We start from the raw sequence: 24,150 nt of genomic DNA, 5'->3' as shown, positions 1-24,150 counted from the left end.
GGCTCAGCTCAGCAAGGCCTTGGCGTCCTTTTCGGACAGCCGCTGTTCCGCCGCGAACCCGACCCTGTTCACCAGAACCGCCGCCTGCGTGCGGTTGCGCACCCCCAGCCGTCGCAAAAGCGCGGTGATATGCGCCTTGACCGTCGCTTCGGCCAGGGACATCTCGTAAGCGATCTGCTTGTTGGGCTTGCCCGCACAGATCAGCCCCATGATCCGGCTCTGCTGCGGCGTCAGATCGGCGATGCGTTGCGCGATGTCCTGCAGGGGAACCGCCTTGTCCGACTCGGGACTGGATCTCGGGCGAAACCCGTCCGGCAGGAACTTGCTGCCCTCCTCGACCTTTTGCAGCGCCATCCTGAAATCCTCCTGGGACGCGCCCTTGGGCACAAAACCAACGGCACCGGCATCCATCAGCATCTGGATGGTCTCGTCCGAGGAATCCGCCGAAATCGCCAGCACCGGCACGTCCGGCAGACGTTCCTTGAGCCGGAAGAAACCGCTCAGCCCGGTGACATCCGGCAGGTTCAGATCCAGCAACACCAGGTCGGGCAGATCGCCATCCTCAAGCGCCGCGAGTCCGTCGCTCAGGGTGGTGGCGGAGCGAACACAGCGCACATTGCAGCGTTCCGACAAGGTCGATACCAGCGCATCGCAGTAAAGCGGGTGATCGTCGATGACAAGCATCGTCCGGATGACGATTGACTCGTCCTTCCTGTCCATAATCCCCATGATTTCGTCCTCCCGCCGAAAGGCTAACAAACAGCCGGCCTGCATGGCAAGAAACGTGATCAGGAATTCGCCCTTCGTTCCGCCGCCGCGCCGGCGGTTTTTCGCGGGTCCGGGTTTGCGGTTGGGTATCGCAGAGTCCGGTTCAGGGCGCGCGCGAAAGCCGGACCGTCAAGGCTGGATGGCGCGGGACCGTATATCCGGGTGTCCAGTTGCATCAGAAGCGCCGTCCGGTCCGCATCTGCGGGATACAGCCGGTCCAGCGCGTGGCCTGCCCGGCGCAATCCCGCGAGATCCCCGCGCCGGCCTGCAAGGCGCAATGCCCGGACCAAGCGCAGCCTTGACCACCTCTGTTTCAGGGCGTTCAGCGACAATCGCCGGCCGGAACCGATCAGGCCAAAGGCGGCAACGGCAAAAGCGGCGAGCGCGGAGACGAGGATCAGATCCCGCCGCAACGCGAACGGTTCCGGCACGGGGGGCTTCGTATCCGCCACCGGAACAACGGAGCCATAGGCGACGCGCTGCGGGGAAATCACCACCTCCTGCATCACCCGCCGCCGCGTGTCGAAAAAGGAAAATGAGATCGGCTCGACGATCGCCGAGGTGTCATTGCGCGGCTTTATCGTCCAGCGCCAGAACGCCACCGCTTCCGGACCTTGCGGGGTCAGGTCAACCAGCCGCTTTTCGGGATGCGCGAAAATCAGCGCGCTTGGCGAGGTGAGTTCCGGCATCGGCGGGAGCATGTCGGGGCTGGCACCGAGGGCCGACACCCTGACGATCCGCAGCACGCCTTCGCCCGGCGCGAGCTGATCGGGCGCATTCGACCAATTGTCCGAAACCCGCAACCCGCGCACCGGGAACCACCACCCGTCCGTGGCCGGCGCCGGTTCCACCCTGAAGCTCACGGGTTCGGACTGGATCGTATGTTCGAACCAGCGGTTGTTTTCATCCAGAAGGGTCAGATGGTGCAGAAACGGCCCGATCACGATCTGACCGGACCGGTCGGGGAACACCGCCACGCGGCGGCGCATGTTCTTGACGGGCCTGCCGTCCAGCATGCTTTCAAACCAGTGATCCTGGCCGAGTTGCATCCAGTTCAGCCCGGCCATATCAGGCTGTTCCAGCTTTTCCAGGGTGATGTGGCGGCGATAGATTCCGTGGATCGTCAGCAGCACCATCTCGCCTTGGAATGGGACGTAATCCATCGGCTCCAGGGTCACGTTCAGCATCAGATCGCCCGGATCGACCGTTCGCGTCTGCGCCTCCGCGACGAGCGGCATCAGAAGAACCAGGAACAGGATCAGGCCCTTCACCATGGGTCTTCGGCCTCCGGCTGTCCCTGCCCCGCCTTTTTGCGGCGCTTGTGTTCATGGTTCAGCCGTGCCGCCAGAAACGCGCCCGGAACGTCTTCGAGCGTCACCAGCCAGCGTGGGCTGGCCACCACGAAGGAGTCGTCGAACACCTTGCGTACCCTGCTCTGTTCGCGGCTTTGCAGGGCGGTCAGACCGATTGTCGCGCCGGTGTTGGTCACGTCTTCTCCGGTTCCGGCGGCGCGGCCCGCGCCGCGGCCGATTTCCGCCTCTACCGTTTCCCCGATCCGGTCCTGACCCCAGAAAGCGATCGATCCGGGATCGATCCGGGTGCCTGCGTAGAACGACCGCACCAGGTCGAAATTGGCCTGCGCCGCCGGATCGTCGCGATAGGCCATGGCCAGATCGTAGGATTCAAGCGCCGCCGCATATGCGGCCTGTTGCGCTTTCGCATTGCCGAGGTTGTAGGCCGCCGCGGGTCCGGCTTCGGCAAAGGCGGCCGCGGCCTCTTCGAACGCGCCGGCGCGATAGAAGGATACGCCACGCCAGGCCGGATCGCTGAACAGGTGCACGGCGATCCGGGGCAGCCCCAGCGCAAGCGCCAGGCGGCCGAAGGGCGCCCCTCCCCAGATCAGCGCGGACCCCGCGACAAGCGCCAGGGCGAGGATCAGGACGACCCGGCGCATCAGGTGGCCTCCCGGCGGAAGAGACCGATCAGGGCGAGCAAGGCCGGGATCAGCAGGAGGCGGCCATGGTCCGTCCAGAAGGCGAGACCGAACTCCTGCCGGTCGAGCCGCTTTCCCGCGTCCTCGGCCAGCAGGGCCGTCAGCCGTTCAAAGTCTTCGAGCCGCAGAAACGTGGCCGGACCCGCGTTGGCAAGGGCGCTCCATGCGCCTGCATCCGGGCGTATGTCGCCCGAAACCGTTGTCGGGACCTGCACCACGATCAAACGCGCGCCGCGATCGGCAATGGACCGCCCCGCGGCGACCGCTTCCGGCCCGAAGCCCGCACCGTCACTGAACAACACGACATCCGCCGCGAGAATATCCGAACGGGCGAGCACACTGGCGGCCTGCCGCAAGGCCAGCGCCGGGCGGCTGCCCGCGTCGGGCATGGTGCCGGCCTCCAGCAGCGACATGGTCTGCCCCAGTTGCAGGTGATCCGTCGTCAGGGCCGCGGCTTCGTAGCTGTCGCCGCCATAAACGATCAGAGCCGCCGGTCGCGACCCCAGAACATTCAGACCGGACCGCGCGAGAGTCACGACATCCTGCCAGGTTTCGTCCTCCGTCATCGACCGGGAGATATCCATCACGTAGATGACCCCGTCCAGATTGCGGAAGCTCGCACCGTCACCTCTCTTGACGGCGGGACCAAGCAGGCCGAGACAGATCAGCCCCGCCGCCAGAAACGGCGCGAGGGTCGCACCCGCGCCACCCGCGCGCCCGACGCGGCCCAGCCGTTCCATCGCCGCCATCAGGTGCGGATCGATCCGCCGGCTCCATTCTCCAAGCTGCGCGTAACGCCGGCGGACAAGAACGGCCAGCACCAGGATCAGCGGCAGAGAGGCCAGCCAGAACGGCCGCAAGAGCGCGATATCGTCCGCCAGGACGATCATGGGGCCCGCCATCCGAGCCAGAGGCAGCCGAGTCCCGCCAGCATCGCGGGCCAGATCCAGAAGTCGCGGTAGATCTCCGCCGACAAGCCCGCACGCGCGGTCGGTTCCAGACGGTCGATCGCCTCGGCGACCGCGCGCAGGTCCTCGGTCGTGCGCACCCGGAACATTTCGCCGCTCCCCAGGTCGGCGACGGCCTTCAGCATGGCCGCATCGACCACGCCGCGTTCATCCGGATGGCTTTCCAGATCCTTCGGCCCCATCGCGATCGTGTGAATGCGAACCCCCATCGCTGCCGCCAGCTTTGCGACGTCGCGCGGTGTCGCCTCCCCCGCATTGCTGGCCCCGTCCGAAAGCAGGATCACCACCCTGCTTTCGGCATCCGATTCCCGGAGCCGCTTCAGGGTCAGTCCAAGAGCCTCGCTGATGTTCGTGGCCCGCCCGGATATGCCGATCACCATGGTCTCGACTGTTTCCGCCACCGATTGCACGTCGAAGGTGAGCGGTGCCGCGACATAGGCATCGGAGCCGAAGACGACGAGCCCCACCCGGTCCCCGCCCCGATTGCGGACAAAGCCGGCCGCCACCTCCTTCAGCGCATCGAGCCGGGTCACGGTCCGGTCCCCGAGCTGGAAATCCTCCCGAACCATCGAGCCGGACAGATCCAGCGCAAGCATCATGTCGCGCCCCGATATAGGCAACCCCTGAACCGGCGCGATCTGGCGCGGCCCGGCCAGGGCGATCACCAGAAGCGCCCAGATGGCGAAGAGCAGAGCATATCGCGGGATCGCGATCCCGCCTTGCGCGGCCCTGCTGGCAAGCATCCTGCGTTTCACGCCGGCGGGCACCACCAGCCCCGCGCCGGTGGATCGCCGCGCAGAGGCCAGACGTGTCACCAGAACCGGAACCGCGAGCAGCACGAAGGCCCAGGGGGTCGCGAACTCAGGCATGCCGGCGCAGCCTGTCTTCGAGTTCGGCGCTCTCTGGGAAGGCCCCGGCACGGTAGATCCTGCCGCGAAGCTCCGCCGCCGAATCGGGATCAAGCGCCGCCAGAAGGTGCAGAAGCCGCACCGCGCGGTCCTCGTCCGGCAGATCCCGCAGGTCGCGCAGCCTGTCTTCCAGGTCCGGCACCCGGTCCGGGCGGGTTTCGCGCGCAAGAACCGGCGACAGCAGCGCCGCGACCACCAGCGCCAGGATCAGCCCGAGCGCCACGGCGACCACGACATCCGCGACCGTTCCGCCAGCCGCCGTTTCCGGCAATCGCAATCCATGCAGGCCAGCAATAAGATCGTCATGTGTAACGGCACCGTCGACCATCTCAGGCAATCCGATCCTGCAAGCCCTGCGGCAGTTCGGCTGCCGCATCCAGGTCATGAAAGGTGCAGCCGTCGATCTCTTCTTGCTCCGACGGCGCGGCGGCCATGCGCCCGCCATAGCGGATGCGCGTCGTGACACCGTCCGGGCCGGTGACCGGGTAGGAGCCGGCGGGCAGACGATCGAGATCGCGGTCGCCGACACGGATGATCCGCGTCCTGCGCCGGCGGGACAGGTCGCCGATCAGGTCGGCGAACCCGTCCCCGCAGGTGTCCAGCGCGCTGGCCAGGATCATCTCGGACCCGCGCGGCACCAGACGATCCAGCCCCGACAGGGCGCGGTCGAGCGGCGGGCTTTGCATTCCCTGCCGGGTTTCGGACATCGCGATGTCATGGGCGCGCACGAGGCCGCCGATCACGCCCAGCATGCCGCGCACCCGACCGCGCGACGGGATATGGATCCGATCCCCCCCGGTCACGGCCAGAAGACCGACCCGGCCGCCGGTTTCGACGGTCTGCCAGCCGAGCCACGCCAGCGCCTCCGCCGCCGCCACCGACCACAGCGCGCGCCGCAGGCCCCACAGCATGCAGGGCCTGAAATCAGCGACGAGAAAACAGACCCGGTCCCGTTCTTCGTGGAAGGTCCGGACATGCAGTTCGCCGGTCCTGGCGGTGGCGCCGCGGTCGACATGGCGAATGTCGTCCCCCTGGATATAAAGCCGGCTGTCGGCGATCACCTGGCCGTTGCCGCGCCGCGCGATGGCAAAACCGCCGGGCAAGGCGCTGACGGTCACGTCCCGTTGCGCCTCGATCAGCAGATGGCGCAGGGCGATCAGCCGCTCCGCGGTGACTGTCACGCCATCCCTAGCCGCCGCGTCCGACATCAGAGCGGGTCTGTCGCCGCCAGAATCCCCGCGATCACGTCGCGTGGGGTGCGACCCTGCGAGGTCGCTTTCCAGCTCAGCGACATCCTGTGGGCGAGCGCATCGGCGGCGACCGCCTGGACATCTTCGGGCAGCGCGTGATCGCGCCCGTGCAGATAGGCGCGCGCCCGTGCGGCGGCCGCAAGCGACAGCGAACCGCGCGGCGACACCGCATGTTCGATGTCATCCGAAAACGGCGGCCCCCGCGTCGCCATGACAATCCGGACGATATAGTCCCGCAGCGCCGGCGACAGGTGGATGGAGCCGACCTGCGCCTTGGCCGCGTGGATCACATCCAGGCCGATCGGATCGGACAATGCCGGTCCGTCGCGCTGTTCGGTTTCCACCAGGTCCAGGATACGGCGCTCCGTCGCGAGATCGGGCAGCGTCAACTGCACATGAAGCAGGAACCGGTCAAGCTGGGCCTCGGGCAGCGGAAAGGTGCCTTCGTGTTCGATCGAGTTCTGCGTGGCGACGACGAGAAACGGATCGGGCAAGGGATGGGTCACGCCGCCGCTCGTGACCTGGCGTTCGGCCATGGCCTCGAGAAGCGCCGACTGCACCTTTGGCGGCGCGCGGTTGATTTCATCCACGAGGACCATCGTGTGAAACACCGGCCCCCTGGAAAACCCGAAAAGCCCCGTTTCGGGATTGTAGACATCGGTTCCGGTCAGGTCGGAGGGCAGAAGATCGGGCGTGCACTGGATACGCGAGAAGTCCCCGGTGATTCCCGCGCTGAGCAGCTTGACCGCACGGGTCTTGGCCAGTCCCGGCGCACCCTCGATCAACAGGTGCCCGCCGGTCAGCACGCCGATCAACAGGCGTTCGATCAGAAGATCGCTGCCGATCAGCCCCTGCGACAGCGTTGTCCCGAGTTCCGCCACTTTGGCCGCCGCATGGGTGGCATGCAATTGGGCCAAATCGTTCCTCCCAAATCCGGCCTGACCGCCGCCGCACGACAGTCTCAAACGCACTGTGCCGACGACCACCCCCGAAAGCCACCTAGCCCAAAGTCTAGATTGCCGCGTGGCGTCACGGGTTTCGCCCGGTGGACGCATAAGCGGCGGAGTCCGCGTAATAGGTATCGAACCCGATCCGGCGGCGCAGTTCGGTAAAATCCATCAATACCTCGTCGCGCGGGCTGTCCTGAGCCAGGGCGGCCAGGACTCCGGTCATCGCCTGCATCGCCGCCGCCATCAGTGTCAGAGGATAGGCGGCGATGGCGAAGCCGATGTCGCGCAGCGCCGCGTGGCTCAGAACCGGGGTTTGCCCGCCTTCCAGGACATTCGCCATCTTCGGGCCGGGCAAACTGGCACAGATGCTGCGCATTTCGGCCTCTGTCCGCGGGGCCTCCACGAACAGGATGTCCGCACCCAGTTCGTGGAAACGGGCGGCGCGGTCGATCGCCTCTGCCAGACCGTGGTCGTGCCGGGCATCGGTGCGCGCGAGGATCAGGATGTCATCGTCGGCCCGCGCGTCCACGGCGGCCCGGATCCGGTCGAACGCCTCGTCGCGCCCGACAACGGCCTTGCCCGGCGTATGGCCGCAACGCTTTGGGGCCAGTTGATCTTCAATCATCACGGCGGCGCATCCGGCGCGCGAGAACCCCTGCACCGTCCGGCGCACATTCATCGCGTTGCCGTAACCGGTGTCGCCGTCCGCGAGCAGCGGAATGGACACCGCGTCGCGGATGTTGCGGGCACTGTCCAGAACTTCGCCGTAGGACATCAACCCCAGATCCGGCGCGCCGATCCGCGACGCGGAGGCCGCGAAGCCCGACATGAAGGTCATGTCGAACCCCGCCTGCTGGACCAGCCTGGCCGAGAGGGCGTCAAAACAGCAGGGCATGACGTGAAGTTTATCCTGCGCCAGCAGGGCGCGCAGCGTTTGCGGTGGTGTCATCCGTGACTCCCGACAGAGGGCGTTTTCGGATCGACCCTAGACCGCATCGGCGGGCGATGAAACCGCCCGTTCGAAAACCTTCAGAGCCAGACGCCGGACATGGCGGCAGCAATCCCGGCGGCCCCAAGCGCCAGTTTCGGAAGGACGGCCCGCACGGCGATCAGACCGTAGCTCAGCATCCACAGTCCCAGGGCCAGCCGCAGGAAGGCGAAAATCGCCATCATCGGATCTTCCGCGATCCGCAGCACGTTCGGATTGGCGATCATGCCGAGCGGGATCACGTAGAGCCCGACGCCAAGCGCCATCGCCGTGAGCGCGACCTTGATCCAGTTCTCTTCGATCATGCCGGCGGCGATGAAGACCGCGCCGCAGACCGGCGGCGTGATGGTGGACAGAAGCGCGAACCAGAACACGAAGAGATGTGCCTGCAACGGTTCCAGCCCCTGCTGGATCAGCGCCGGGCCGGCCACCGAAACGCAGATCACATAGGCCGCGGTCGTCGGGACCTCCATGCCCAGAACGAGACAGGCCATCGCCGTCAGCAGCAGCGTCGGCCACAGCATCCCGCCCGATCCGGACAGGATCAGAGAGGTGATCTTGACCCCGAGACCGGTGATCGACAGCACCCCGATGATGATCGAGGCGCAAAAGATGATCGACGCGATCATGGCGATCTGCCGCGCGGCGTTCAGCAGGGCGGAGAACAGGCGTTGCGCGATCCGCTCCGGGGAACACACCCCGCCCCTGCCGAAGACCAGCAGCACCGCCCCGGCCAGGATCGCGAGACAGGCCGCGTATTGCGGCGTGAAACCGCCGCCGAACATGCCCCACAGCAGCACCGTGAAGGGCACCAGGAAAAAGGCCGAGGTGATCAGCACGTCCCGCCCCGGCGGGCGATCGTCCCGGTCGATCCCGCGCAGGTCGAAACGGCTGGCATAGGCGTTGATCCCGACCCAGACTGCGAAGAAATACAGAACCGCCGGAAGCACCGCCGCGGCCATGATCCCGGTGTAGGGCACGCCGGTCAGTTCGACCATGACGAAGGCCCCCGCCCCCATCAGCGGCGGCATGATCTGCCCGCCCGAGCTTGCCACCGCCTCGACCGCGCCGGCCAGCCGTTTCGGATAGCCGAGCCGGACCATGGCCGGCAGGGTGATCGCCCCGGTCGAGGCGACATTGGCCGAGGCGGAGCCGGAAATCGACCCGAACAGGGCCGACGAGATGACCGACACCTTGGCCGCGCCCCCCTTGAGATGCCCGGCCGCAGCGGCGGCGGCATTCATGAAGCCCTGCCCGGCCTCGCCCGCATTGAGGACCGCGCCGAAGATGACGAAGATTGACACGACACCGACGGAAACCGCCGTGAGACTGCCCCAGATCCCGCCTTCGGCAATGGTCATGGTGCCGAGAAAGCTTTTCAGCGGTGTGCCGGAATGACCGAATTCGCCGGGAATGTGCTGCCCGAGCAGTGCGTAGGCCAGCGCTGCGACGGCGACCAAAGGCAAGGGCCAGCCGATCGCGCGCCGGGCCGCCTCGACCACGCAGACCAGCAGCACCACGGCGATCCCGATTTGAAACCGGTTCTCCAGGAACCCGTACTGATCACTCAGAGCGTCATGGCTGACCGCGATCCAGAGCGCCGCCAGAACGCCCGCACCGGCCAGCACCGCGCCGGACACAAGCCGCGCCCATGTCTTGGCTCCGTAAATAAATACCCAAGGCAGGATGAAAACCAGGTGGAGAGGCCGGCTCACGAGGTTCGGCACCAGGCCCCAGAAGACCAGACCGATGTGATAGATCACCAGCGCCGCCGCGAGCAGCAGCCAGGCCGGCCGGAACCGGCTTGCGGCGGACGCATCGGTCATGAGTCACCCTTCGGTCGCAAAGGACCGGGCCGCGACAGGCCCGGTCGCCGTGTTTGCCAATCCGGCAATGGCTATTTCTGATCGTCGGTCAGGGCGATCCCGGCCTCTTCATAATAGCGCTGCGCGCCGGGATGGAACCGGACCGGAACCGTGGCGAGCAGCGCCGGATCCACGCCATTCCACCAGGCGGCGTCCTGGCCCAGTCCGGCCTTGCCTTCCCAAAAGGTTCTGGTCAGTTCATAGGCCGTGTCGTCATCCATCTTAGTGGTGGTGAAGGCGGCGACCGGCAGCGACGTGGTGACGATGTCCGCGTCCTGCCCGGCATAGGTGCCCGCCGGGATGACCAGCCGCGCGCGCTTGCTGGCTTCGATCTGTTCGTCCGTCAGGGACAGCACGGTGACGTCGGCGGAGGCCGCCGCCTCGATCACGTTCGGCGCCGGATAGGACCCCGCCGTCACGAATCCGTCTATCTGCCCGTTCTTCAGCGCGGCCACGGCCCCGGACAACTCAACGTCGGCGATGTTGACCTTGCCTTCGAGACCGAAGAGGCCCAGGTATTTCTCGCCCTCGGTCGCGCCGAAACTGCCCTTTCCGAGCAGGATCGTCTTGCCTTCCATCCCGGCGAAATCCGTCACGCCGGAAGCCTTGGACATCACGAAATGCATCGTCAGCGAAGGGATCGGGAACAGGGCGCGGATCTCGTCAAAGGCCGGGTCGCCCTTGCCTTCGAACATCGCCTTGCCGCCCTGCGCCAGGCCGACCAGCGCCGGCGGCGTGGTAAAGACATAATCGCCGCCCCGCGCCTTGACCTCCATCACGTTCTGCACCGAGCCCTGGCTTTCCTCGACCGTGACGATGATGTCGCCGCCGGTCCCGGCTTTCATCGCCTCGGCGATCTGTACGCCCATCTGATAGTAGGACGATCCGGTTTTCGCGGATTTGTAGGTGACGCGCGTTTCGGCGAGCACCGGCGTCGCGAGCAGCGCCGCCACCGAAGCGACCGCCGCGAGCGGTTTCAGAAAATGGATCATTCGGACCTCCCTGAGTGTGTTTCACAGTGTCTATCAGGGATTTCGACCGGGTCGACAGGATAATTGCAACCGCCGGGATCAGGTCTTGAAGACCCGGTAGATCGCGGGGATCACCAGAACCGTCAGCAGGGTCGAGGACAACAGCCCGAACAGAAGCGAGATCGCCAGCCCCTGAAAGATCGGATCGCTCAGGATCACCACCGCGCCGATCATCGCCGCGATGGCGGTCAGAAGGATCGGCTTGAACCGGATCGATCCGGCCTCGATCAGGATGTCGATGTCGGATTTGCCGGTCCTGTCCGCATGGCGGATGAAATCGACCAGCAGGATCGAGTTGCGCACGATGATCCCGGCCAGCGCGATGAAACCGATCATCGACGTGGCCGAAAACGGCGCCGCCCACAGCCAGTGACCGATCATGATGCCAAGGAAGGTCAGCGGGATCGGTGTCAGGATCACGAGAGGCAGGCGGAAACTGCCGAACTGCGCGACGACAAGGATGTAGATGCCCAGAAGCGCCACGGCAAACGCGGCCCCCATGTCGCGGAAGGTGATCCATGTCACCTCCCATTCCCCGTCCCAGAGCAGGGTGACGCCGGTTTCGTCCTCGGGCTGGCCGTTCAGACGGATGGTCGGTTTCAGGCCGTCTTCCCAGTCCATCGCGTCCAGCGCGTCGGCAACCGCCAGCATGCCGTAAAGGGGCGCTTCGAAGGTTCCGGCCAGTTCGCCCATCACCATTTCCGCATCACGCCCGTTGTGGCGGAAGATCGAATAGGATGCACGTTCTTCGTCTATCCGCACGACATCGCCCAGTTCGACCACGCCGCGCGCGCCCGGCAGGCTGTTGGCGGGAATCGGCGTGGTCAGGAACCGTTCGTCCAGAATCCGGTCGCCCCTCGCGCGTTCGACCCGGATCGGGATCGGCGCGCGGCGGTCGGCCCGGTGCGAATAGCCGACGGTCTGCCCCGAGTTGAGCAGGGTCAGGGTGTCGAAGACATCGCTTTCCTGCACCCCGAAGAATTCCAGGTCGTCGGTCGAGATGGTCGCCCGGAGCCGGCGCGGCTGCACCCCGAAACTGTCATCGACATCGACAATGAACGGCACGCTTTCAAACGCCGTCCGGATCTGCCCCGCCGCCGCGCGGCGGGTTTCGGCATCCGGGCCATAGACTTCGGCCAGCAGGGTCGCGATCACCGGCGGTCCCGGCGGCGGTTCCACGGTCTTGATCACGGTGCCTTCGGGCATGTCGATCGCGGCCAGCCGGTCCCGCAGGTCCAGCGCGATGGCATGGCTGGTCCGGTCACGGTCGCCCTTGGGGGCAAGATTGATCTGGACATCGCCCAGTTGCGGTTCGGCCCGGACATAATAGTGCCGCACCAGCCCGTTGAAATTGAACGGCGCGGCAGTGCCCGCGTGGGTCTGCACGGAAATCACCTCGGGCAGGTCCAGCGCCACGCGGGCAACGCGCTGCGCCACGGCATCGGTGGTTTCCACCGATGCGCCTTCGGGCAGGTCCAGGACAACCGCCAGTTCGGACTTGTTGTCAAACGGCAGCAGCTTGACCGTCACGTCCTTGGTGTAAAGCATCCCGAGCGACCCGAAGGACAGAACCGCCGTCACCAGCAGAAACAGGAGACTTCTGGTCTTTGTGGCGAGAATGGGCCGGGCGACGGCCGCGTAGATCCGTCCCAGGCGGCCGCCCTTCTCGTCATGGCCGGTCGGCGCATGTTGCGCCCCGCCTGCGATCTTGACCATCAGCCAGGGCGTGATGATGACCGCGACGAAGAAGGAAAAGATCATCGCCGCCGATGCGTTGGCCGGGATCGGGCTCATGTAGGGGCCCATGAGCCCGGAAACGAAGAGCATCGGCAGAAGCGCCGCGACGACGGTCAGCGTCGCCACGATGGTGGGGTTGCCGACCTCGGCCACCGCGTCGATCGCGCTTGCCGCGCGGCTGCGGCCGTCGTCCATCCCCCAGTGACGGGCGATGTTCTCGATGACCACGATGGCGTCGTCGACCAGGATGCCGATAGAAAAGATCAGCGCGAAAAGCGACACGCGGTTCAGGGTGTAGCCCATGATCCAGGCGGAAAACAGCGTCAGAAGGATCGTCACCGGGATCACGATGGCGACCACGATGCTTTCGCGCCAGCTGATGGCGATCAGCACCAGACCGACGATGGAAACGGTCGCCAGCGCCAGGTGGAACAGCAGTTCATTGGCCTTCTCGTCCGCCGTTTCGCCGTAATCCCGCGTGACATCGACTGCGACCGTGTCGGGGATCACGCGGCCTTCGAGGGTGTGCACCTTGTGCAGGATCGCTTCGGCCACCAGCACCGCGTTGGCACCCGCCCGCTTCGCCACCGCCAGCGTGACGGCGGGGGTTCGCACGATCTGCCCGTCCTCGCCGCGCACCACATTGGCGACGATATGGTCGCTGGTGTCGGCCACGTATTCGATATCGGCCACGTCGCTGACATAGACCGCCCGGCCGTCCCGCGCGGTCAAAAGAAGGTTCGCGATCTCGACCGGCGAGATCAGGGTTTCGCCCGCGACCAGGTCGATCTCTTCGCCGCCGTCGCGCAGTTTGCCGGTCGTGAAGGCCCGGTTCGCGCCGGCGACCTTGCCGGCCAGTTGCTGCAGGGTGATGCCGAACAGCGCCAGCCGCTCGGGGTCGGGCGCGATGCGGATCGCTTCCGGCACTTCCCCGACCAGATAGGTCAGACCGACATTCTCGATCTTGGCAACTTCGGTGCGTACTTCCCGCGCGACGCGGGTGAGATCATTGGCCGAGACCTCGGTGCCTTCGCCCGGAGAAAAGGTCAGCGATACTATGGCCACGTCGTCGATACCGCGCCCCACGATCAAGGGTTCCGGGATGCCCACCGGAATCCGGTCCATGTTGGCGCGCACCTTTTCGTGCACCCGCAGGATGGCCGCATCGGTCGAGGTGCCGACCATGAACCGGGCCGTCACCATCGCACCGTCATCGCGGGTCTGGGAATAGACGTGTTCGACCCCGTTGATAGCCTTGACAATCGTTTCCATCGGCTCGGTCACCAGCTTCAGCGCATCTTCGGCCCGCAACCCGGCGGCCTGGATGTGGATATCCACCAGTGGAACCGAGATCTGCGGCTCCTCCTCGCGCGGGAGAGACACCAGGGCGACCAGACCGACCGCCAGTGCGGCGAGCACGAAGAGCGGTGTCAGGGACGAACCGATGAAGGCCCTCGTCAACCCGCCCGCGATTCCCAGCGCAGAGGCGTGCCTGTCCTCAGCCATCGGTGGCAACCAGCGTTTCGCCTTCGGACAGGCCAGAGACGACTTCAACCATGTCGATGTCGTTCAGCCGGTGCGGCTGGCCCAGCAGCACCGTGCGATGCTCCTCGCCGGCGTCGGTCCGAATAGTGACGAAATCCAGCCCCCCGCGGGTCGCGACAAAGCCGGCAGGAATGACGATGGCCGATCGTTCCCCGACCGGCAGGCGGACCAGAACCCGTTTTCCGACGAAAACGTCGCTGAGACCGGATACTTCGACGTCGGCGACGACGCGCCCGCCTTCGATTTCAGGATAGATGCGTTCCAGCCTGCCCAATTGGATCACGCCGGATTCCTCGATCTGGATCATGGCGTCCTTTTCCAAGGCGGTGGCGTGGCGTTCCGGAACGGCCAGCCGGAGGAAGAAACCGCCTCCGCCGATCATCGCGACGACTTCGCCGGGAAGTACCACCGCGCCAACCGCCACAGGGACATCCAGGACCCGCCCGTCCAGCGGCGACAGTACCGATCCTTCTGCGGCCTGCTGTTCGATCACGTGGCGCCGCGCGCGCAGGGAATCCATCTGGTTGGCCAGCACGTCGACCTGGGTGCGCAACCCGTCCAGACGCTGGGCCGTCGTCACGCCACGCTCAAGCAGTTCTTCGCCCCGCGTCAGTTCGGTGCGGGCATTGCCGAGCTGAGAATCGACCACCTGCAATTCGGCGTCCACGGCGGCCAGCTGAAAATCCAGTTTCTCGTCGACGATCCTCGCCAGGTTCTGACCGGCGCCGACCTCGTCGCCCTCCGTGACATCAAGTTGAACAAGCGTGCCGCCAAGCCGCGCGCGCGCGGGAATGCGGTGACGCGCCTCGATCCGTCCATAGACCGCCTTCCAGTCGGCCAGCGGGACCGATTGCACGACGTGCTGTTCCTGCGCCCAGGCCAGACACGGAAGGAACGCGACCAGCAGGGCCGCGATGCCGGAAAATCGCACTGTTGTTGCTCCTTCTTGTGCCGTGCCGGGAAAGGTGTCCCGCAGCACGTCCTGGCCGAATCTCCTGAAGTCTAGCAGACGGGACATAAGACATTCAATTTCTGGCAGTTGTAGGGCGCACGGAGCGTCCCGACATTGACGTGGATCAATCCCGACAACGCCCCAAATCGCCCCCGCATCCAGAGATGACAACCGGCAGGGCGTGGTTGCCCCGCCACCGAACACCGGAAACAGCCGGGCTGTCGAGGCTCACGTTCCTGCAAGGTCCGCTCTTTTCTCTTCCAGATTAAAGTGTCAGGGTGTCAGGCATGCGGCTGCCCGGAACGCGGTTCCGGGGGCAGCACGAAATCAAACGTCCAAAAGCAAAACGGACGTAAGAATGGGAGAATACCATGAGATTGAAATCTTACCTGGCCGCCGGTGCGACTGCGCTGGCGTTTTGTGCGGGCTCTGCCTCTGCACAGGCGCTGGTCTATTGCTCGGAAGGCTCGCCCGAAGGGTTCGACCCGGCGCTCTATACCTCCGGCACCACCTTTGATGCGTCCAGCCATCCGATCTACGACCACTTGACGGAATTCAAGGTTGGCACCACCGAGGTCATCCCCGGACTGGCCGAAAGCTGGGAAGTGTCCGACGACGGCATGACCGTCACGTTCAAGCTGCGCGAGGGCGTGAAATTCCACAGCAACGAGAACTTCACGCCGACGCGGGACTTCAACGCCGACGACGTGATCTTTTCCTTTGACCGCCAGGGCAATGCCGACCACCCTTACAACAAGGTTTCGGGCGGCACCTGGGAATATTACGGCAGCATGTCGATGCCCGACCTGGTCAAGAGCATTGAAAAGATCGACGATTACACGGTCCAGTTCAACCTGAACCGTCCGGAAGCGCCTTTCATCGCCAACATGGCAATGGATTTCGCGTCCATCGTTTCGGCCGAGTACGGCGATGCGATGATGGCCGCTGGAACGCCCGAGATGCTGAACCAGGCGCCGATCGGCACCGGACCGTTCAAGTTCCAAGCCTACCAGAAAGACGCCGTCATCCGCTACGTGCGCAACGACGATTACTGGGGCGATCCGGCCAAGGTCGAGGCGCTGATCTTCGCGATCACGCCGGATGCCAGCGTGCGTTACCAGAAGGTGCAGGCCGGCGAATGCCATGTCATGGCCTATCCGAACCCGGCGGACATCGCGGAGATGAAATCCAACGCCGATATCGTGGTGATGGAGCAGGAAGGCCTGAACGTCGGCTACCTGGCCTACAACACGACCATCGCGCCCTATGACAACGCCAATGTGCGCAAGGCCCTGAACATGGCCATCGACAAGCAGGCGATCATCGACGTGGTGTTCCAAGGCTCCGGCCAGATCGCCAAGAACCCGATCCCGCCGACCATGTGGTCCTACAACGACGCGATCGAGGACGATCCCTATGATCCGGAAGCGGCCAAGGCGATGCTGGAAGCCGAGGGCGTTACCGATCTGAACATGAAGATCTGGGCGATGCCGGTTCAGCGCCCCTACAACCCCAACGCCCGCCGCATGGCCGAACTGATGCAGGAAGATTTTGCCAAGATCGGCGTGACGGTGGAAATCGTATCCTACGAATGGGGTGAATACCTGTCCCGTTCGCGCGAACTGGACCGCGACGGCGCGATCCTGCTGGGCTGGACCGGCGACAACGGCGATCCGGACAACTTCCTCGCCGTTCTGCTGGGCTGCGACGGGCGCGAAAACTCCAACCGCGCGCAGTGGTGCCACCAGCCGTTCGAAGACCTGATCCAGAAGGCCAAGGTTCTGCCGACGCAGGCCGAACGCCAGCCGCTGTATGAAGAGGCGCAGGTCATCTTCAAGGATCAGGCGCCCTGGGCCACAATCGCGCATTCGGTCGTCTACATGCCGATGCGTCCCGAGGTCGATGGCTATGTCGTGCACCCGCTGGGCGGACACATCTTCAACCAGGTCGGCCTGAAGTAAACGATTGTCGGGGCGGCGCCGGATGCGCCGCCCCGAATTCCGTCACGCAGCGAAAGTCAGCCACGTGAACCAGACACTATCCGACCGCCTGTCCCAATATGCCGCTGTCGCCTCCGGCCTGGGTGTCGATGCCGTCGCGCTGGTGCCGGGGCCGAATTTCACCCGCGCGCTGAACCAATCCTTCATGAGCAACGAGCGCCCGTTCCTTCTGGTCGTTCCCGCCGATCGCCCCGCCGCGGCGCTGGTGCCCAGCCTCGAACTGCGCAGTTGGGACCTGGTCGGTTTCGACGGCGCGGTGTTCGACTGGCGCGACCAGGACGGTCACGATGCCGCCTTTTCGGCGCTGATGGCGCATCTGCGGATTTCCTCTCTGGCGGTCGAGGGCCAGGTGATGCGGGTCTTCGTGCATCACGCGCTGAAACGCGCCCAGCCCGACCTTCGCATCGTCGACGGCGAAGCCGCGATCTCGGGCCTGCGGATGATCAAGACCGCCGCCGATATCGACGCGCTCAAAGCCGCCATCGCGATCTCGGAGCGCGCGCTGGCACGGACGCTCGAAACGGTGCGCCTCGGGCAGACCGAAACCGAGATCGAGCAGGTGCTGATCCAGTCGCTGTTCGCCGAGGGCGCCGAGGACCTGGCCTTTCCGCCCATCGTCGCCGCCGGCGACAACTCGGCCCGTCCGCACGCCCATGCCCGCCCCGACTATCGTGTGAAGGCGGGCGATGCGCTGCTGCTGGATTTTGGCGCGCGCAAGCACGGTTTCGCCGCCGACATTACCCGCACGGTATTTCTGGATCATGCCAGCGACGAGGCGCAGGAGGTCTATGACACGGTCCTTCGCGCCAATCTCAAGGGCCACGAGGTCACCCGCGCCGGCGTCACGGCGCATGACATCGACGACGCCGTGACCTGGGTTCTCGAGGCGTCCCCCTACGGGGACCGCATCCGCACCAAGACCGGCCACGGGCTGGGGCGGGACGTGCACGAAGCGCCCTATATCATGCGCGGCAATCACATGGCCCTGCCCGCCGGCACGGTCTATACCAATGAACCGGGGCTGTATGAGATCGGCAATTTCGGTGTGCGCATCGAAGACGATGTCCTGGTGACCGACAGCGGCAGCGCCTCGCTGACCACTTTCCCGAAGGAGCTGACGATTCTGCCATGCTGAAGTATTTCGGATCCCGCCTGCTGACCTTCATTCCGACCTTCATCGGGGTCACGCTGATTTCCTTTGCCTTCATCCGCGTCCTGCCGGGCGATCCGATCATCGTGATGGCGGGTGAACGCGGGCTGACGGACGAACGCTATCAGGAACTGACCGAACAGTTCGGTTTCGACAGACCCATAGCCGTTCAGTTCTGGGACTATCTGACCGGGGTGCTGCAAGGCGACCTGGGCAATTCCTTCGTCACCAAACGTCCGGTCTGGGACGAATTCTTTGCCCTGTTTCCGGCGACGCTGGAACTGTCGCTTTGCGCCATGATCTTTGCCGTGGTCCTTGGCCTGCCGGCCGGTGTCATCGCCGCCGTGAACCGGGGCAAGTTCTTCGACCGGACGCTGATGAGCACAGCGCTCGTGGGCTATTCGATGCCGATCTTCTGGTGGGCGCTGCTGCTGATCATCGTGTTTTCCGGCAACCTGCAATGGACGCCGGTGTCGGGCCGGATCGACCTGACCTACTACTTCCCCAACGCCACCGGCTTCATGCTGATCGACAGCCTGGCATCGGGACAGAAGGGCGCGTTCCTGTCCGCCGTGCGCCATCTGGTCCTGCCGACGATCGTGCTGGGCACGATCCCGCTGGCCGTCATCGCGCGGCAGACACGCTCGGCCATGCTGGAAGTTCTGGGCGAGGACTACATCCGCACCGCCCGCGCCAAGGGGCTCACACCGGGACGGATCAACGGCATCCACGCGCTGCGCAATGCGCTGATCCCGGTGATCACGGTGATCGGCCTGTCGGTCGGCACTCTGCTGGCGGGGGCGATCCTGACAGAGACCATTTTCAGCTGGCCCGGTATCGGCAAATGGATGGTCGACAGCATTTTCCGCCGCGACTACCCGGTGGTTCAGGGCGGGCTCTTGATGATCGCGGTGATCGTGATGCTCGTCAACCTGACCGTCGACGTGCTTTACGGCATCATCAACCCCAAGATCAGGAAGAGATAGATGACCGATACGCTGTCCGCCACACCTGACGCCACCGTCGCCCGCCCGAGCCGGCTGAGCGAATTCTGGTTCTATTTTCGCGAGAACCGAGGCGCGGTGATCGGGTTCTATGTCTTCGTCGCCTTCGTGCTGGTCGCGGCCTTCGCGCCCCTGCTGGCGCCGTATGATCCGACCCAGCAGTTCCGCGAACATGCGCTGCAACCTCCCGCCTGGCAGGATGGCGGCAGTTGGGCCTTTCCGCTGGGCACCGACCCGCTGGGCCGGGACATGCTGTCGCGCCTGATCGAAGGGGCGCGGTTCTCGTTCTTCATCGGCGTCGTCGTGGTCGCCATCGCCGCCACCGGCGGCATCCTGATCGGACTGATCGCGGGCTTCGCGCCCAAATGGCTGGACACGGTCATCATGCGGGTCATGGATATCATCCTCGCCTTTCCGTCGCTGCTGCTGGCGCTGGTCCTGGTGGCGATCCTCGGCCCGTCGCTGACCAATGCGCTCATCGCCATCGCGATCGTGCAACAGCCGCATTACGTGCGCCTGACCCGCGCCAGCGTGATGTCCGAACTGCAAAAGGACTATGTGACCTCGGCCCGCGTGGCGGGGGCCGGATTTGTGCGGCTGATGTTCATCACCGTGCTACCCAATTGCCTTGCCCCGATCATCGTGCAGGGGGCGCTGTCGTTCTCCAGCGCCATTCTCGATGTGGCCGCTCTCGGCTTCCTGGGCATGGGGGCGCAGCCCCCCACCCCGGAATGGGGCACGATGCTGGCCGAAGCGCGCGAATTCATCCTGCGCGCCTGGTGGGTCGTGACCTTTCCCGGCCTGACCATCCTCGTCACCGTGCTGGCGATCAACCTGATGGGCGACGGGCTGCGCGACGCCCTTGACCCGAAACTGAAGCGGAGCTGATCCATGACCCTGCTGCGCATCCGAAACCTGAGCGTCGAATTCGCCACCTCCGCCGGATCGTTTCGGGCGGTCGACGGCGTCGATGTCGATGTGGACAGGGGCGAGATCCTGGCCATCGTCGGCGAGTCCGGATCCGGCAAGTCGGTGTCGATGCTGGCGCTGATGGGACTGCTGCCCTGGACCGCGACCATCACGTCGGATGAGATGACGTTCGACGGGCATGACCTTGCCACCCTGTCGGCCAGCGCACGACGGCGGATCGTCGGCAAGGACCTGGCGATGATCTTTCAGGAGCCGATGTCCTCGCTGAACCCCTGTTTCACCGTGGGCTGGCAGATCAAGGAGGCGCTGCGCTATCACCTAGGGCTGGACCGCGCGGCGCGCCATGCGCGCGCCATCGAACTGTTCGAACAGGTCGGCATCCCCGCGCCGGAAAAACGCCTGTCGGCCTTTCCGCATCAGCTGTCCGGCGGGATGAACCAGCGCGTGATGATCGCCATGGCCATCGCCTGCCGGCCCAAGCTGCTGATCGCGGACGAACCGACGACGGCGCTGGACGTGACCATTCAGGCGCAGATCCTCGACCTGTTAACCAGCCTGCGCGACGAGACCGGGATGGGGCTGGTGCTGATCACCCACGACATGGGCGTCGTCGCCGAAACGGCGGAACGGGTCAGCGTGCAATACGCCGGGCAGAAGATCGAGGAGCAGCCCGTCGCCGATCTGTTCCGCATCCCGCACCACCCCTACACCGCCGCCCTGCTCAACGCCCTGCCCGAACGCGCGACGGAAAAACGCCTGCCCACGATCCCCGGCGTCGTGCCCGGCCAGTTCGACCGCCCGAAGGGCTGCCTTTTCTCGCCGCGCTGTCAGTTCGCCGATGGCCGCTGCCGGTCCGAACCGCCGAAACCGCAGGATCCGGGTATCGGCAGCGCGCGCTGTCACTACCCCCTGAACGTCACCGAAAGGATTGCGTCATGACCGCTTCGTCCGCCGTTTCGCCGGTCATGACCGCATCCGGACTGGCCCGCCACTACGAGGTCGGCGGCGGCCTGTTCGCCAAGCCGCAGATTCTGCGGGCCGTCCAGCGGGTCGATTTCAATCTTTACCCCGGCAAGACGCTCGCCGTGGTCGGGGAATCCGGTTGCGGCAAATCCACCCTGGCGCGGATGGTCACGATGATCGAGGAGCCGACCGGCGGCACGCTGCTGCTGGAGGGCAAGCCCGTGGTGCGGGCCGGCTGGCCCGCACTCCGGTCGTCCGTCCAGATCGTGTTCCAGGACCCCTACGGATCGTTGAACCCGCGCCAGCGGATCGGCGTCATCCTTCAGGAGCCGCTGGCGATCAACCGGCCGGACCTGTCGGCGAAGGACCGCGAAGCAAAGGCCCGCGACATCCTGGGGCTCGTCGGGTTGCGGCCCGAACATTTCGACCGGTATCCGCACATGTTTTCCGGCGGGCAACGGCAACGGATCGCCATCGCCCGCGCTCTGATGCTGGACCCGAAAGTGCTGGTTCTGGACGAACCTGTATCCGCACTGGACGTGTCGATCCAGAGCGCGATCCTGAACCTGCTGGTCGACCTTCAGGAACGGCTTGGCCTGGCCTATCTCTTCATCAGCCACGACCTGAGCGTGGTGCGGCACGTGGCCGACGACATCATCGTCATGTATCTTGGACAGGCGGTCGAGACCGGCCCGAAAGAAGCCGTTTTCGCAGCGCCGAAACACCCCTACACCAAGGCGCTGCTGTCAGCGACGCCGCGCGCCGAACCCGGAGCCGCGAAAGACCGGATCAAGCTGACCGGCGAATTGCCCTCGCCCCTGATGAACGTGCCGGGCTGCCCCTTCGCGCCGCGCTGCTGGAAGGTCGAGGACAAGTGCCGCCAGGAGCGCCCCGCACTGGACGACAATCCGCATTCGGCGGCCTGCCACTTCCCGCTGGCGTGACGGCGCGGACCGCCCGGTCGGTCAGAGGCTCTTCAACGGCGCCTTTTCCAGCGCAAGGCCGGCATCGGCGTCCAGCGGCACCGCGAAGGAGTTCAGGATGAAACCCAGGGTGGAATAAAAGCCGACCGTCGCCATGAGATCCAGCACGCCATGCACCCCGGCCAGGGCGGTCAGGGCGTCCCTGTTCTGCCTGGAAAGCCGCTTGACGTCGAAAAGGTCATCCACGGCCTGCGCCAGTATGGCGTCTTCCGCCGCCATTCCGTCCACTTCACCGCCTATGGACGCAATGCGCGTATCGTCGAGACCAAAGGAACGGGCCCGCAGGACGTGCTGCGACCATTCATATTCCGACGCCAACCGCACGCCCGTGCGCAGGATCACGATCTCGGCCCTCTGCCGGCCCAGTGCGGTCTGATTGACCACATGTTCGCGCAGGTCGCACCAGGCCCGCAGCAAGGCCGGATGATGGGCCATGGTGCGATAGACATTCAGCGCGCCGGCAAACCCCGGCAGCAGATCGGCGATATCCTCCGGCCAGTCGACATCGGAAATCGGCGAAAGACCTGTGCCGTCCGTCATCCGAACCACCGGTCCTGATCACTCCCGTTCACCATCTTGCGCTCCTCAAACATAGGTTCCGTCGATCGGTTTGAAACTGGCCGCGCGGGACCGTTTCCACCGTTTCAGATAGCCGAAATCATCCGGCTCCTCGCGCAACAGGAAGCCTTCGGGCAGGTAGGGATAGACGTCTTCGCCCGTCACCATGTCGCGGTCCCGTTCGCGCATCAGCAGGTGGTGCGGCAGGAATTTTCCTGGATGCTCGAGCCCCGCCGCGCCGGTCATCTCGGCCAGCGCCTTCATCGTGTTGGCATGGAACCGGTATACGCGTTCGGACTTTTCAGTGACGTTCAGGGCGCGCTGGCGCAGCGGGTCTTGTGTCGCGACACCGACCGGGCAGCAGTTCGTGTGGCAGGCCTGGGCCTGAATGCAGCCGATCGAAAACATGAACCCGCGGGCGGAATTCGCCCAATCGGCGCCAAGGGCCAGCGCCTTGGCGATGTCAAAGGACGTAACCAGCCTGCCGGACGCACCCAGTTTCAGGCGGTCCCGCAACCCTGCCCCGCGCAAGGCGTTGTGGGCAAAGGTCAGCCCTTCGACCAATGGCATTCCCATATGGTTGGCGAATTCCAGCGGCGCCGCCCCGGTGCCGCCCTCCTTGCCATCCACGACGATGAAATCCGGCACGATCTCGCTTTCCAGCATCGCCCTGATCATGCACATGAACTCCCGCCTGTGACCGATGCAGAGCTTGAATCCGACGGGTTTGCCATCGCCATTGTCACGCAGTTTCTGAATGAACTCCATCATCTCGATGGGCGTGGAAAATTCGGGATGCGCGGCGGGAGACACGCAATCCCGCCCCATCGGGATGCCGCGCGCCTCGGCGATCTCGGGCGATATCTTGGAGGCGGGCAGCATGCCGCCATGTCCGGGCTTGGCGCCCTGGCTCAGCTTGAGTTCGATCAGCTTCACCTGCGGATCGCTCGCCTGGTCGCGGAATTTCCCGACGTCAAAACGCCCCTCGGCCGTGCGGCACCCGAAATACCCCGACCCGATCTCGTAGATCAGATCGCCCCCGCCCTGCCGGTGATAACGGCTGATCCCGCCTTCGCCGGTGTCATGCGCGAAGCCGCCTTTCTTCGCCCCGATGTTCAGAGCCTGGATCGCGTTGGCGGACAAGGCCCCGAAGCTCATCGCGGAAATGTTGTAGATCGACGCGTCATAGGGATTTGCGCAGCGGTCGCCGCCGATGCGGACGCGGAAATCGTGATCGGTGATGATGGTGGGCACGACAGAATGTGTCAGCCATTCATATCCGGAGTCATAGACCCGTTCGCGCGTGCCGAAGGGGCGCTTGTCCTCCACACCTTTCGCGCGCTGGTAGATGATCGATCGTTTGTCACGGGAAAACGGTTCCTCATCCTGATCGCTTTCGATCAGATATTGCCGGATCTCGGGACGGATGCCTTCAAACAGGAAACGCATGTGTCCGATGACCGGATAGTTCCTGAGGATCGAATGGCTTGATTGCACCACATCATAGAGGCCGAGTCCGCCAAGAAATCCGAAGATCAGGACCGGCACCGCGAACCACCAACTGAACGCCAGCCCAAGGATGGACATCAGGGCCAGCACCAGCGAAC

21 protein-coding genes are annotated in these 24,150 nt (G+C 65.1%); 6 read left to right on the top strand and 15 right to left on the bottom strand.

Translation table 11 applies throughout. The features are described from left to right. Nucleotides 1–3: 3 nt before the first annotated feature. From QO034_RS19720 to QO034_RS19660, 13 genes are all read right to left on the bottom strand, one after another. Complete coding sequence (locus tag QO034_RS19720) at nucleotides 4–729, bottom strand: response regulator (RefSeq protein WP_284487240.1); 726 nt, start codon at nucleotides 727–729, stop codon at nucleotides 4–6. Between the two features lie 59 nt (nucleotides 730–788). Beyond that, nucleotides 789–2,042 carry a hypothetical protein gene (locus QO034_RS19715; RefSeq protein ID WP_284487239.1) on the bottom strand — a complete coding sequence of 418 codons (1,254 nt, stop codon included), beginning with the start codon at nucleotides 2,040–2,042 and terminating at the stop codon, nucleotides 789–791. Next, nucleotides 2,036–2,722: a hypothetical protein gene (locus QO034_RS19710; protein ID WP_284487238.1), complete on the bottom strand. Its 687-nt coding sequence runs from the start codon at nucleotides 2,720–2,722 to the stop codon at nucleotides 2,036–2,038. The genes QO034_RS19715 and QO034_RS19710 overlap by 7 nt, the downstream gene beginning before the upstream one ends. Continuing rightward, the gene (locus QO034_RS19705; RefSeq protein ID WP_284487237.1) at nucleotides 2,722–3,651 is read right to left on the bottom strand and encodes a vWA domain-containing protein; all 930 of its coding nucleotides are present in this window, start codon (nucleotides 3,649–3,651) and stop codon (nucleotides 2,722–2,724) included. The genes QO034_RS19710 and QO034_RS19705 overlap by 1 nt, the downstream gene beginning before the upstream one ends. Continuing rightward, nucleotides 3,648–4,598: a VWA domain-containing protein gene (locus tag QO034_RS19700; protein WP_284487236.1), complete on the bottom strand. Its 951-nt coding sequence runs from the start codon at nucleotides 4,596–4,598 to the stop codon at nucleotides 3,648–3,650. The genes QO034_RS19705 and QO034_RS19700 overlap by 4 nt, the downstream gene beginning before the upstream one ends. Continuing rightward, the gene (locus tag QO034_RS19695; protein ID WP_284487235.1) at nucleotides 4,591–4,965 is read right to left on the bottom strand and encodes a hypothetical protein; all 375 of its coding nucleotides are present in this window, start codon (nucleotides 4,963–4,965) and stop codon (nucleotides 4,591–4,593) included. Before QO034_RS19695 ends, QO034_RS19700 begins: the two co-directional genes overlap by 8 nt. Before the next feature lies 1 nt (nucleotide 4,966). Continuing rightward, nucleotides 4,967–5,845: a DUF58 domain-containing protein gene (locus tag QO034_RS19690; RefSeq protein ID WP_284487234.1), complete on the bottom strand. Its 879-nt coding sequence runs from the start codon at nucleotides 5,843–5,845 to the stop codon at nucleotides 4,967–4,969. After that, nucleotides 5,845–6,804 carry an AAA family ATPase gene (locus QO034_RS19685; protein ID WP_407696790.1) on the bottom strand — a complete coding sequence of 320 codons (960 nt, stop codon included), beginning with the start codon at nucleotides 6,802–6,804 and terminating at the stop codon, nucleotides 5,845–5,847. The genes QO034_RS19690 and QO034_RS19685 overlap by 1 nt, the downstream gene beginning before the upstream one ends. Nucleotides 6,805–6,916: 112 nt before the next feature. After that, nucleotides 6,917–7,786, bottom strand: coding sequence for an isocitrate lyase/PEP mutase family protein (locus tag QO034_RS19680; protein WP_284487233.1), 870 nt, complete (start codon nucleotides 7,784–7,786; stop codon nucleotides 6,917–6,919). 80 nt (nucleotides 7,787–7,866) lie between these two features. Next, entirely contained in the window at nucleotides 7,867–9,651 is a 1,785-nt protein-coding gene (locus QO034_RS19675) for a TRAP transporter permease (protein ID WP_284487232.1), read from the bottom strand. 71 nt (nucleotides 9,652–9,722) lie between these two features. Beyond that, complete coding sequence (locus QO034_RS19670; RefSeq protein WP_407696789.1) at nucleotides 9,723–10,682, bottom strand: TAXI family TRAP transporter solute-binding subunit; 960 nt, start codon at nucleotides 10,680–10,682, stop codon at nucleotides 9,723–9,725. A gap of 78 nt (nucleotides 10,683–10,760) precedes the next feature. After that, nucleotides 10,761–13,964: an efflux RND transporter permease subunit gene (locus QO034_RS19665; protein WP_284487231.1), complete on the bottom strand. Its 3,204-nt coding sequence runs from the start codon at nucleotides 13,962–13,964 to the stop codon at nucleotides 10,761–10,763. Beyond that, complete coding sequence (locus QO034_RS19660; protein ID WP_284487230.1) at nucleotides 13,957–14,934, bottom strand: efflux RND transporter periplasmic adaptor subunit; 978 nt, start codon at nucleotides 14,932–14,934, stop codon at nucleotides 13,957–13,959. Before QO034_RS19660 ends, QO034_RS19665 begins: the two co-directional genes overlap by 8 nt. A 392-nt stretch (nucleotides 14,935–15,326) precedes the next feature. Here QO034_RS19660 and QO034_RS19655 point away from each other — a divergent pair, with 392 nt between their 5' ends. Genes QO034_RS19655 through QO034_RS19630 form a run of 6 tightly spaced genes read left to right on the top strand, consistent with a single transcriptional unit; the run spans nucleotide 15,327 to nucleotide 21,946 of the window. Continuing rightward, entirely contained in the window at nucleotides 15,327–16,916 is a 1,590-nt protein-coding gene (locus QO034_RS19655) for an ABC transporter substrate-binding protein (RefSeq protein WP_284487229.1), read from the top strand. Nucleotides 16,917–16,938: 22 nt separating this feature from the next. Continuing rightward, the gene (locus tag QO034_RS19650) at nucleotides 16,939–18,090 is read left to right on the top strand and encodes a M24 family metallopeptidase (protein WP_407696788.1); all 1,152 of its coding nucleotides are present in this window, start codon (nucleotides 16,939–16,941) and stop codon (nucleotides 18,088–18,090) included. Continuing rightward, nucleotides 18,084–19,091: an ABC transporter permease subunit gene (locus tag QO034_RS19645; protein WP_284487228.1), complete on the top strand. Its 1,008-nt coding sequence runs from the start codon at nucleotides 18,084–18,086 to the stop codon at nucleotides 19,089–19,091. The genes QO034_RS19650 and QO034_RS19645 overlap by 7 nt, the downstream gene beginning before the upstream one ends. Continuing rightward, nucleotides 19,092–19,997 carry an ABC transporter permease subunit gene (locus QO034_RS19640; RefSeq protein WP_284487227.1) on the top strand — a complete coding sequence of 302 codons (906 nt, stop codon included), beginning with the start codon at nucleotides 19,092–19,094 and terminating at the stop codon, nucleotides 19,995–19,997. It abuts the gene before it with no gap. Nucleotides 19,998–20,000: 3 nt separating this feature from the next. After that, nucleotides 20,001–20,978 (top strand): ABC transporter ATP-binding protein, encoded by a 978-nt coding sequence (locus QO034_RS19635; RefSeq protein ID WP_284487226.1) that lies wholly within the window; start codon nucleotides 20,001–20,003, stop codon nucleotides 20,976–20,978. Further along, nucleotides 20,975–21,946 carry an ABC transporter ATP-binding protein gene (locus QO034_RS19630; RefSeq protein WP_284487225.1) on the top strand — a complete coding sequence of 324 codons (972 nt, stop codon included), beginning with the start codon at nucleotides 20,975–20,977 and terminating at the stop codon, nucleotides 21,944–21,946. The genes QO034_RS19635 and QO034_RS19630 overlap by 4 nt, the downstream gene beginning before the upstream one ends. A 21-nt stretch (nucleotides 21,947–21,967) precedes the next feature. On the opposite strand, the gene QO034_RS19625 is transcribed toward QO034_RS19630, so the two are convergent. Together QO034_RS19625 and QO034_RS19620 are read right to left on the bottom strand one after the other, a co-directional pair. Beyond that, complete coding sequence (locus tag QO034_RS19625; RefSeq protein WP_284487224.1) at nucleotides 21,968–22,525, bottom strand: carboxymuconolactone decarboxylase family protein; 558 nt, start codon at nucleotides 22,523–22,525, stop codon at nucleotides 21,968–21,970. A 45-nt stretch (nucleotides 22,526–22,570) separates the two neighbouring features. Next, nucleotides 22,571–24,130 carry an FMN-binding glutamate synthase family protein gene (locus QO034_RS19620; RefSeq protein ID WP_284487249.1) on the bottom strand — a complete coding sequence of 520 codons (1,560 nt, stop codon included), beginning with the start codon at nucleotides 24,128–24,130 and terminating at the stop codon, nucleotides 22,571–22,573. Nucleotides 24,131–24,150 lie beyond the last annotated feature (20 nt).

The organism is Sedimentitalea xiamensis, assembly GCF_030164465.1.
Classification (GTDB): Bacteria; Pseudomonadota; Alphaproteobacteria; order Rhodobacterales; family Rhodobacteraceae; genus Sedimentitalea; species Sedimentitalea xiamensis.
The sequence above is the reverse complement of the archived record's forward strand: the minus strand, read 5'-3'. Positions and strand labels throughout refer to the sequence as shown.

Bases quoted from the DNA above. Each gene is read 5' to 3' on its own strand.
- QO034_RS19720 (WP_284487240.1), bottom strand. From the start codon at position 729: ATGGGGATTATGGACAGGAAGGACGAGTCAATCGTCATCCGGACGATG.
- QO034_RS19715 (WP_284487239.1), bottom strand. From the start codon at position 2,042: ATGGTGAAGGGCCTGATCCTGTTCCTGGTTCTTCTGATGCCGCTCGTC.
- QO034_RS19710 (WP_284487238.1), bottom strand. From the start codon at position 2,722: ATGCGCCGGGTCGTCCTGATCCTCGCCCTGGCGCTTGTCGCGGGGTCC.
- QO034_RS19705 (WP_284487237.1), bottom strand. From the start codon at position 3,651: ATGATCGTCCTGGCGGACGATATCGCGCTCTTGCGGCCGTTCTGGCTG.
- QO034_RS19700 (WP_284487236.1), bottom strand. From the start codon at position 4,598: ATGCCTGAGTTCGCGACCCCCTGGGCCTTCGTGCTGCTCGCGGTTCCG.
- QO034_RS19695 (WP_284487235.1), bottom strand. From the start codon at position 4,965: ATGGTCGACGGTGCCGTTACACATGACGATCTTATTGCTGGCCTGCAT.
- QO034_RS19690 (WP_284487234.1), bottom strand. From the start codon at position 5,845: ATGTCGGACGCGGCGGCTAGGGATGGCGTGACAGTCACCGCGGAGCGG.
- QO034_RS19680 (WP_284487233.1), bottom strand. From the start codon at position 7,786: ATGACACCACCGCAAACGCTGCGCGCCCTGCTGGCGCAGGATAAACTT.
- QO034_RS19675 (WP_284487232.1), bottom strand. From the start codon at position 9,651: ATGACCGATGCGTCCGCCGCAAGCCGGTTCCGGCCGGCCTGGCTGCTG.
- QO034_RS19670 (WP_407696789.1), bottom strand. From the start codon at position 10,682: ATGATCCATTTTCTGAAACCGCTCGCGGCGGTCGCTTCGGTGGCGGCG.
- QO034_RS19665 (WP_284487231.1), bottom strand. From the start codon at position 13,964: ATGGCTGAGGACAGGCACGCCTCTGCGCTGGGAATCGCGGGCGGGTTG.
- QO034_RS19655 (WP_284487229.1), top strand. From the start codon at position 15,327: ATGAGATTGAAATCTTACCTGGCCGCCGGTGCGACTGCGCTGGCGTTT.
- QO034_RS19650 (WP_407696788.1), top strand. From the start codon at position 16,939: ATGCGCCGCCCCGAATTCCGTCACGCAGCGAAAGTCAGCCACGTGAAC.
- QO034_RS19645 (WP_284487228.1), top strand. From the start codon at position 18,084: ATGCTGAAGTATTTCGGATCCCGCCTGCTGACCTTCATTCCGACCTTC.
- QO034_RS19640 (WP_284487227.1), top strand. From the start codon at position 19,092: ATGACCGATACGCTGTCCGCCACACCTGACGCCACCGTCGCCCGCCCG.
- QO034_RS19635 (WP_284487226.1), top strand. From the start codon at position 20,001: ATGACCCTGCTGCGCATCCGAAACCTGAGCGTCGAATTCGCCACCTCC.
- QO034_RS19630 (WP_284487225.1), top strand. From the start codon at position 20,975: ATGACCGCTTCGTCCGCCGTTTCGCCGGTCATGACCGCATCCGGACTG.
- QO034_RS19625 (WP_284487224.1), bottom strand. From the start codon at position 22,525: ATGACGGACGGCACAGGTCTTTCGCCGATTTCCGATGTCGACTGGCCG.
- QO034_RS19620 (WP_284487249.1), bottom strand. From the start codon at position 24,130: ATGTCCATCCTTGGGCTGGCGTTCAGTTGGTGGTTCGCGGTGCCGGTC.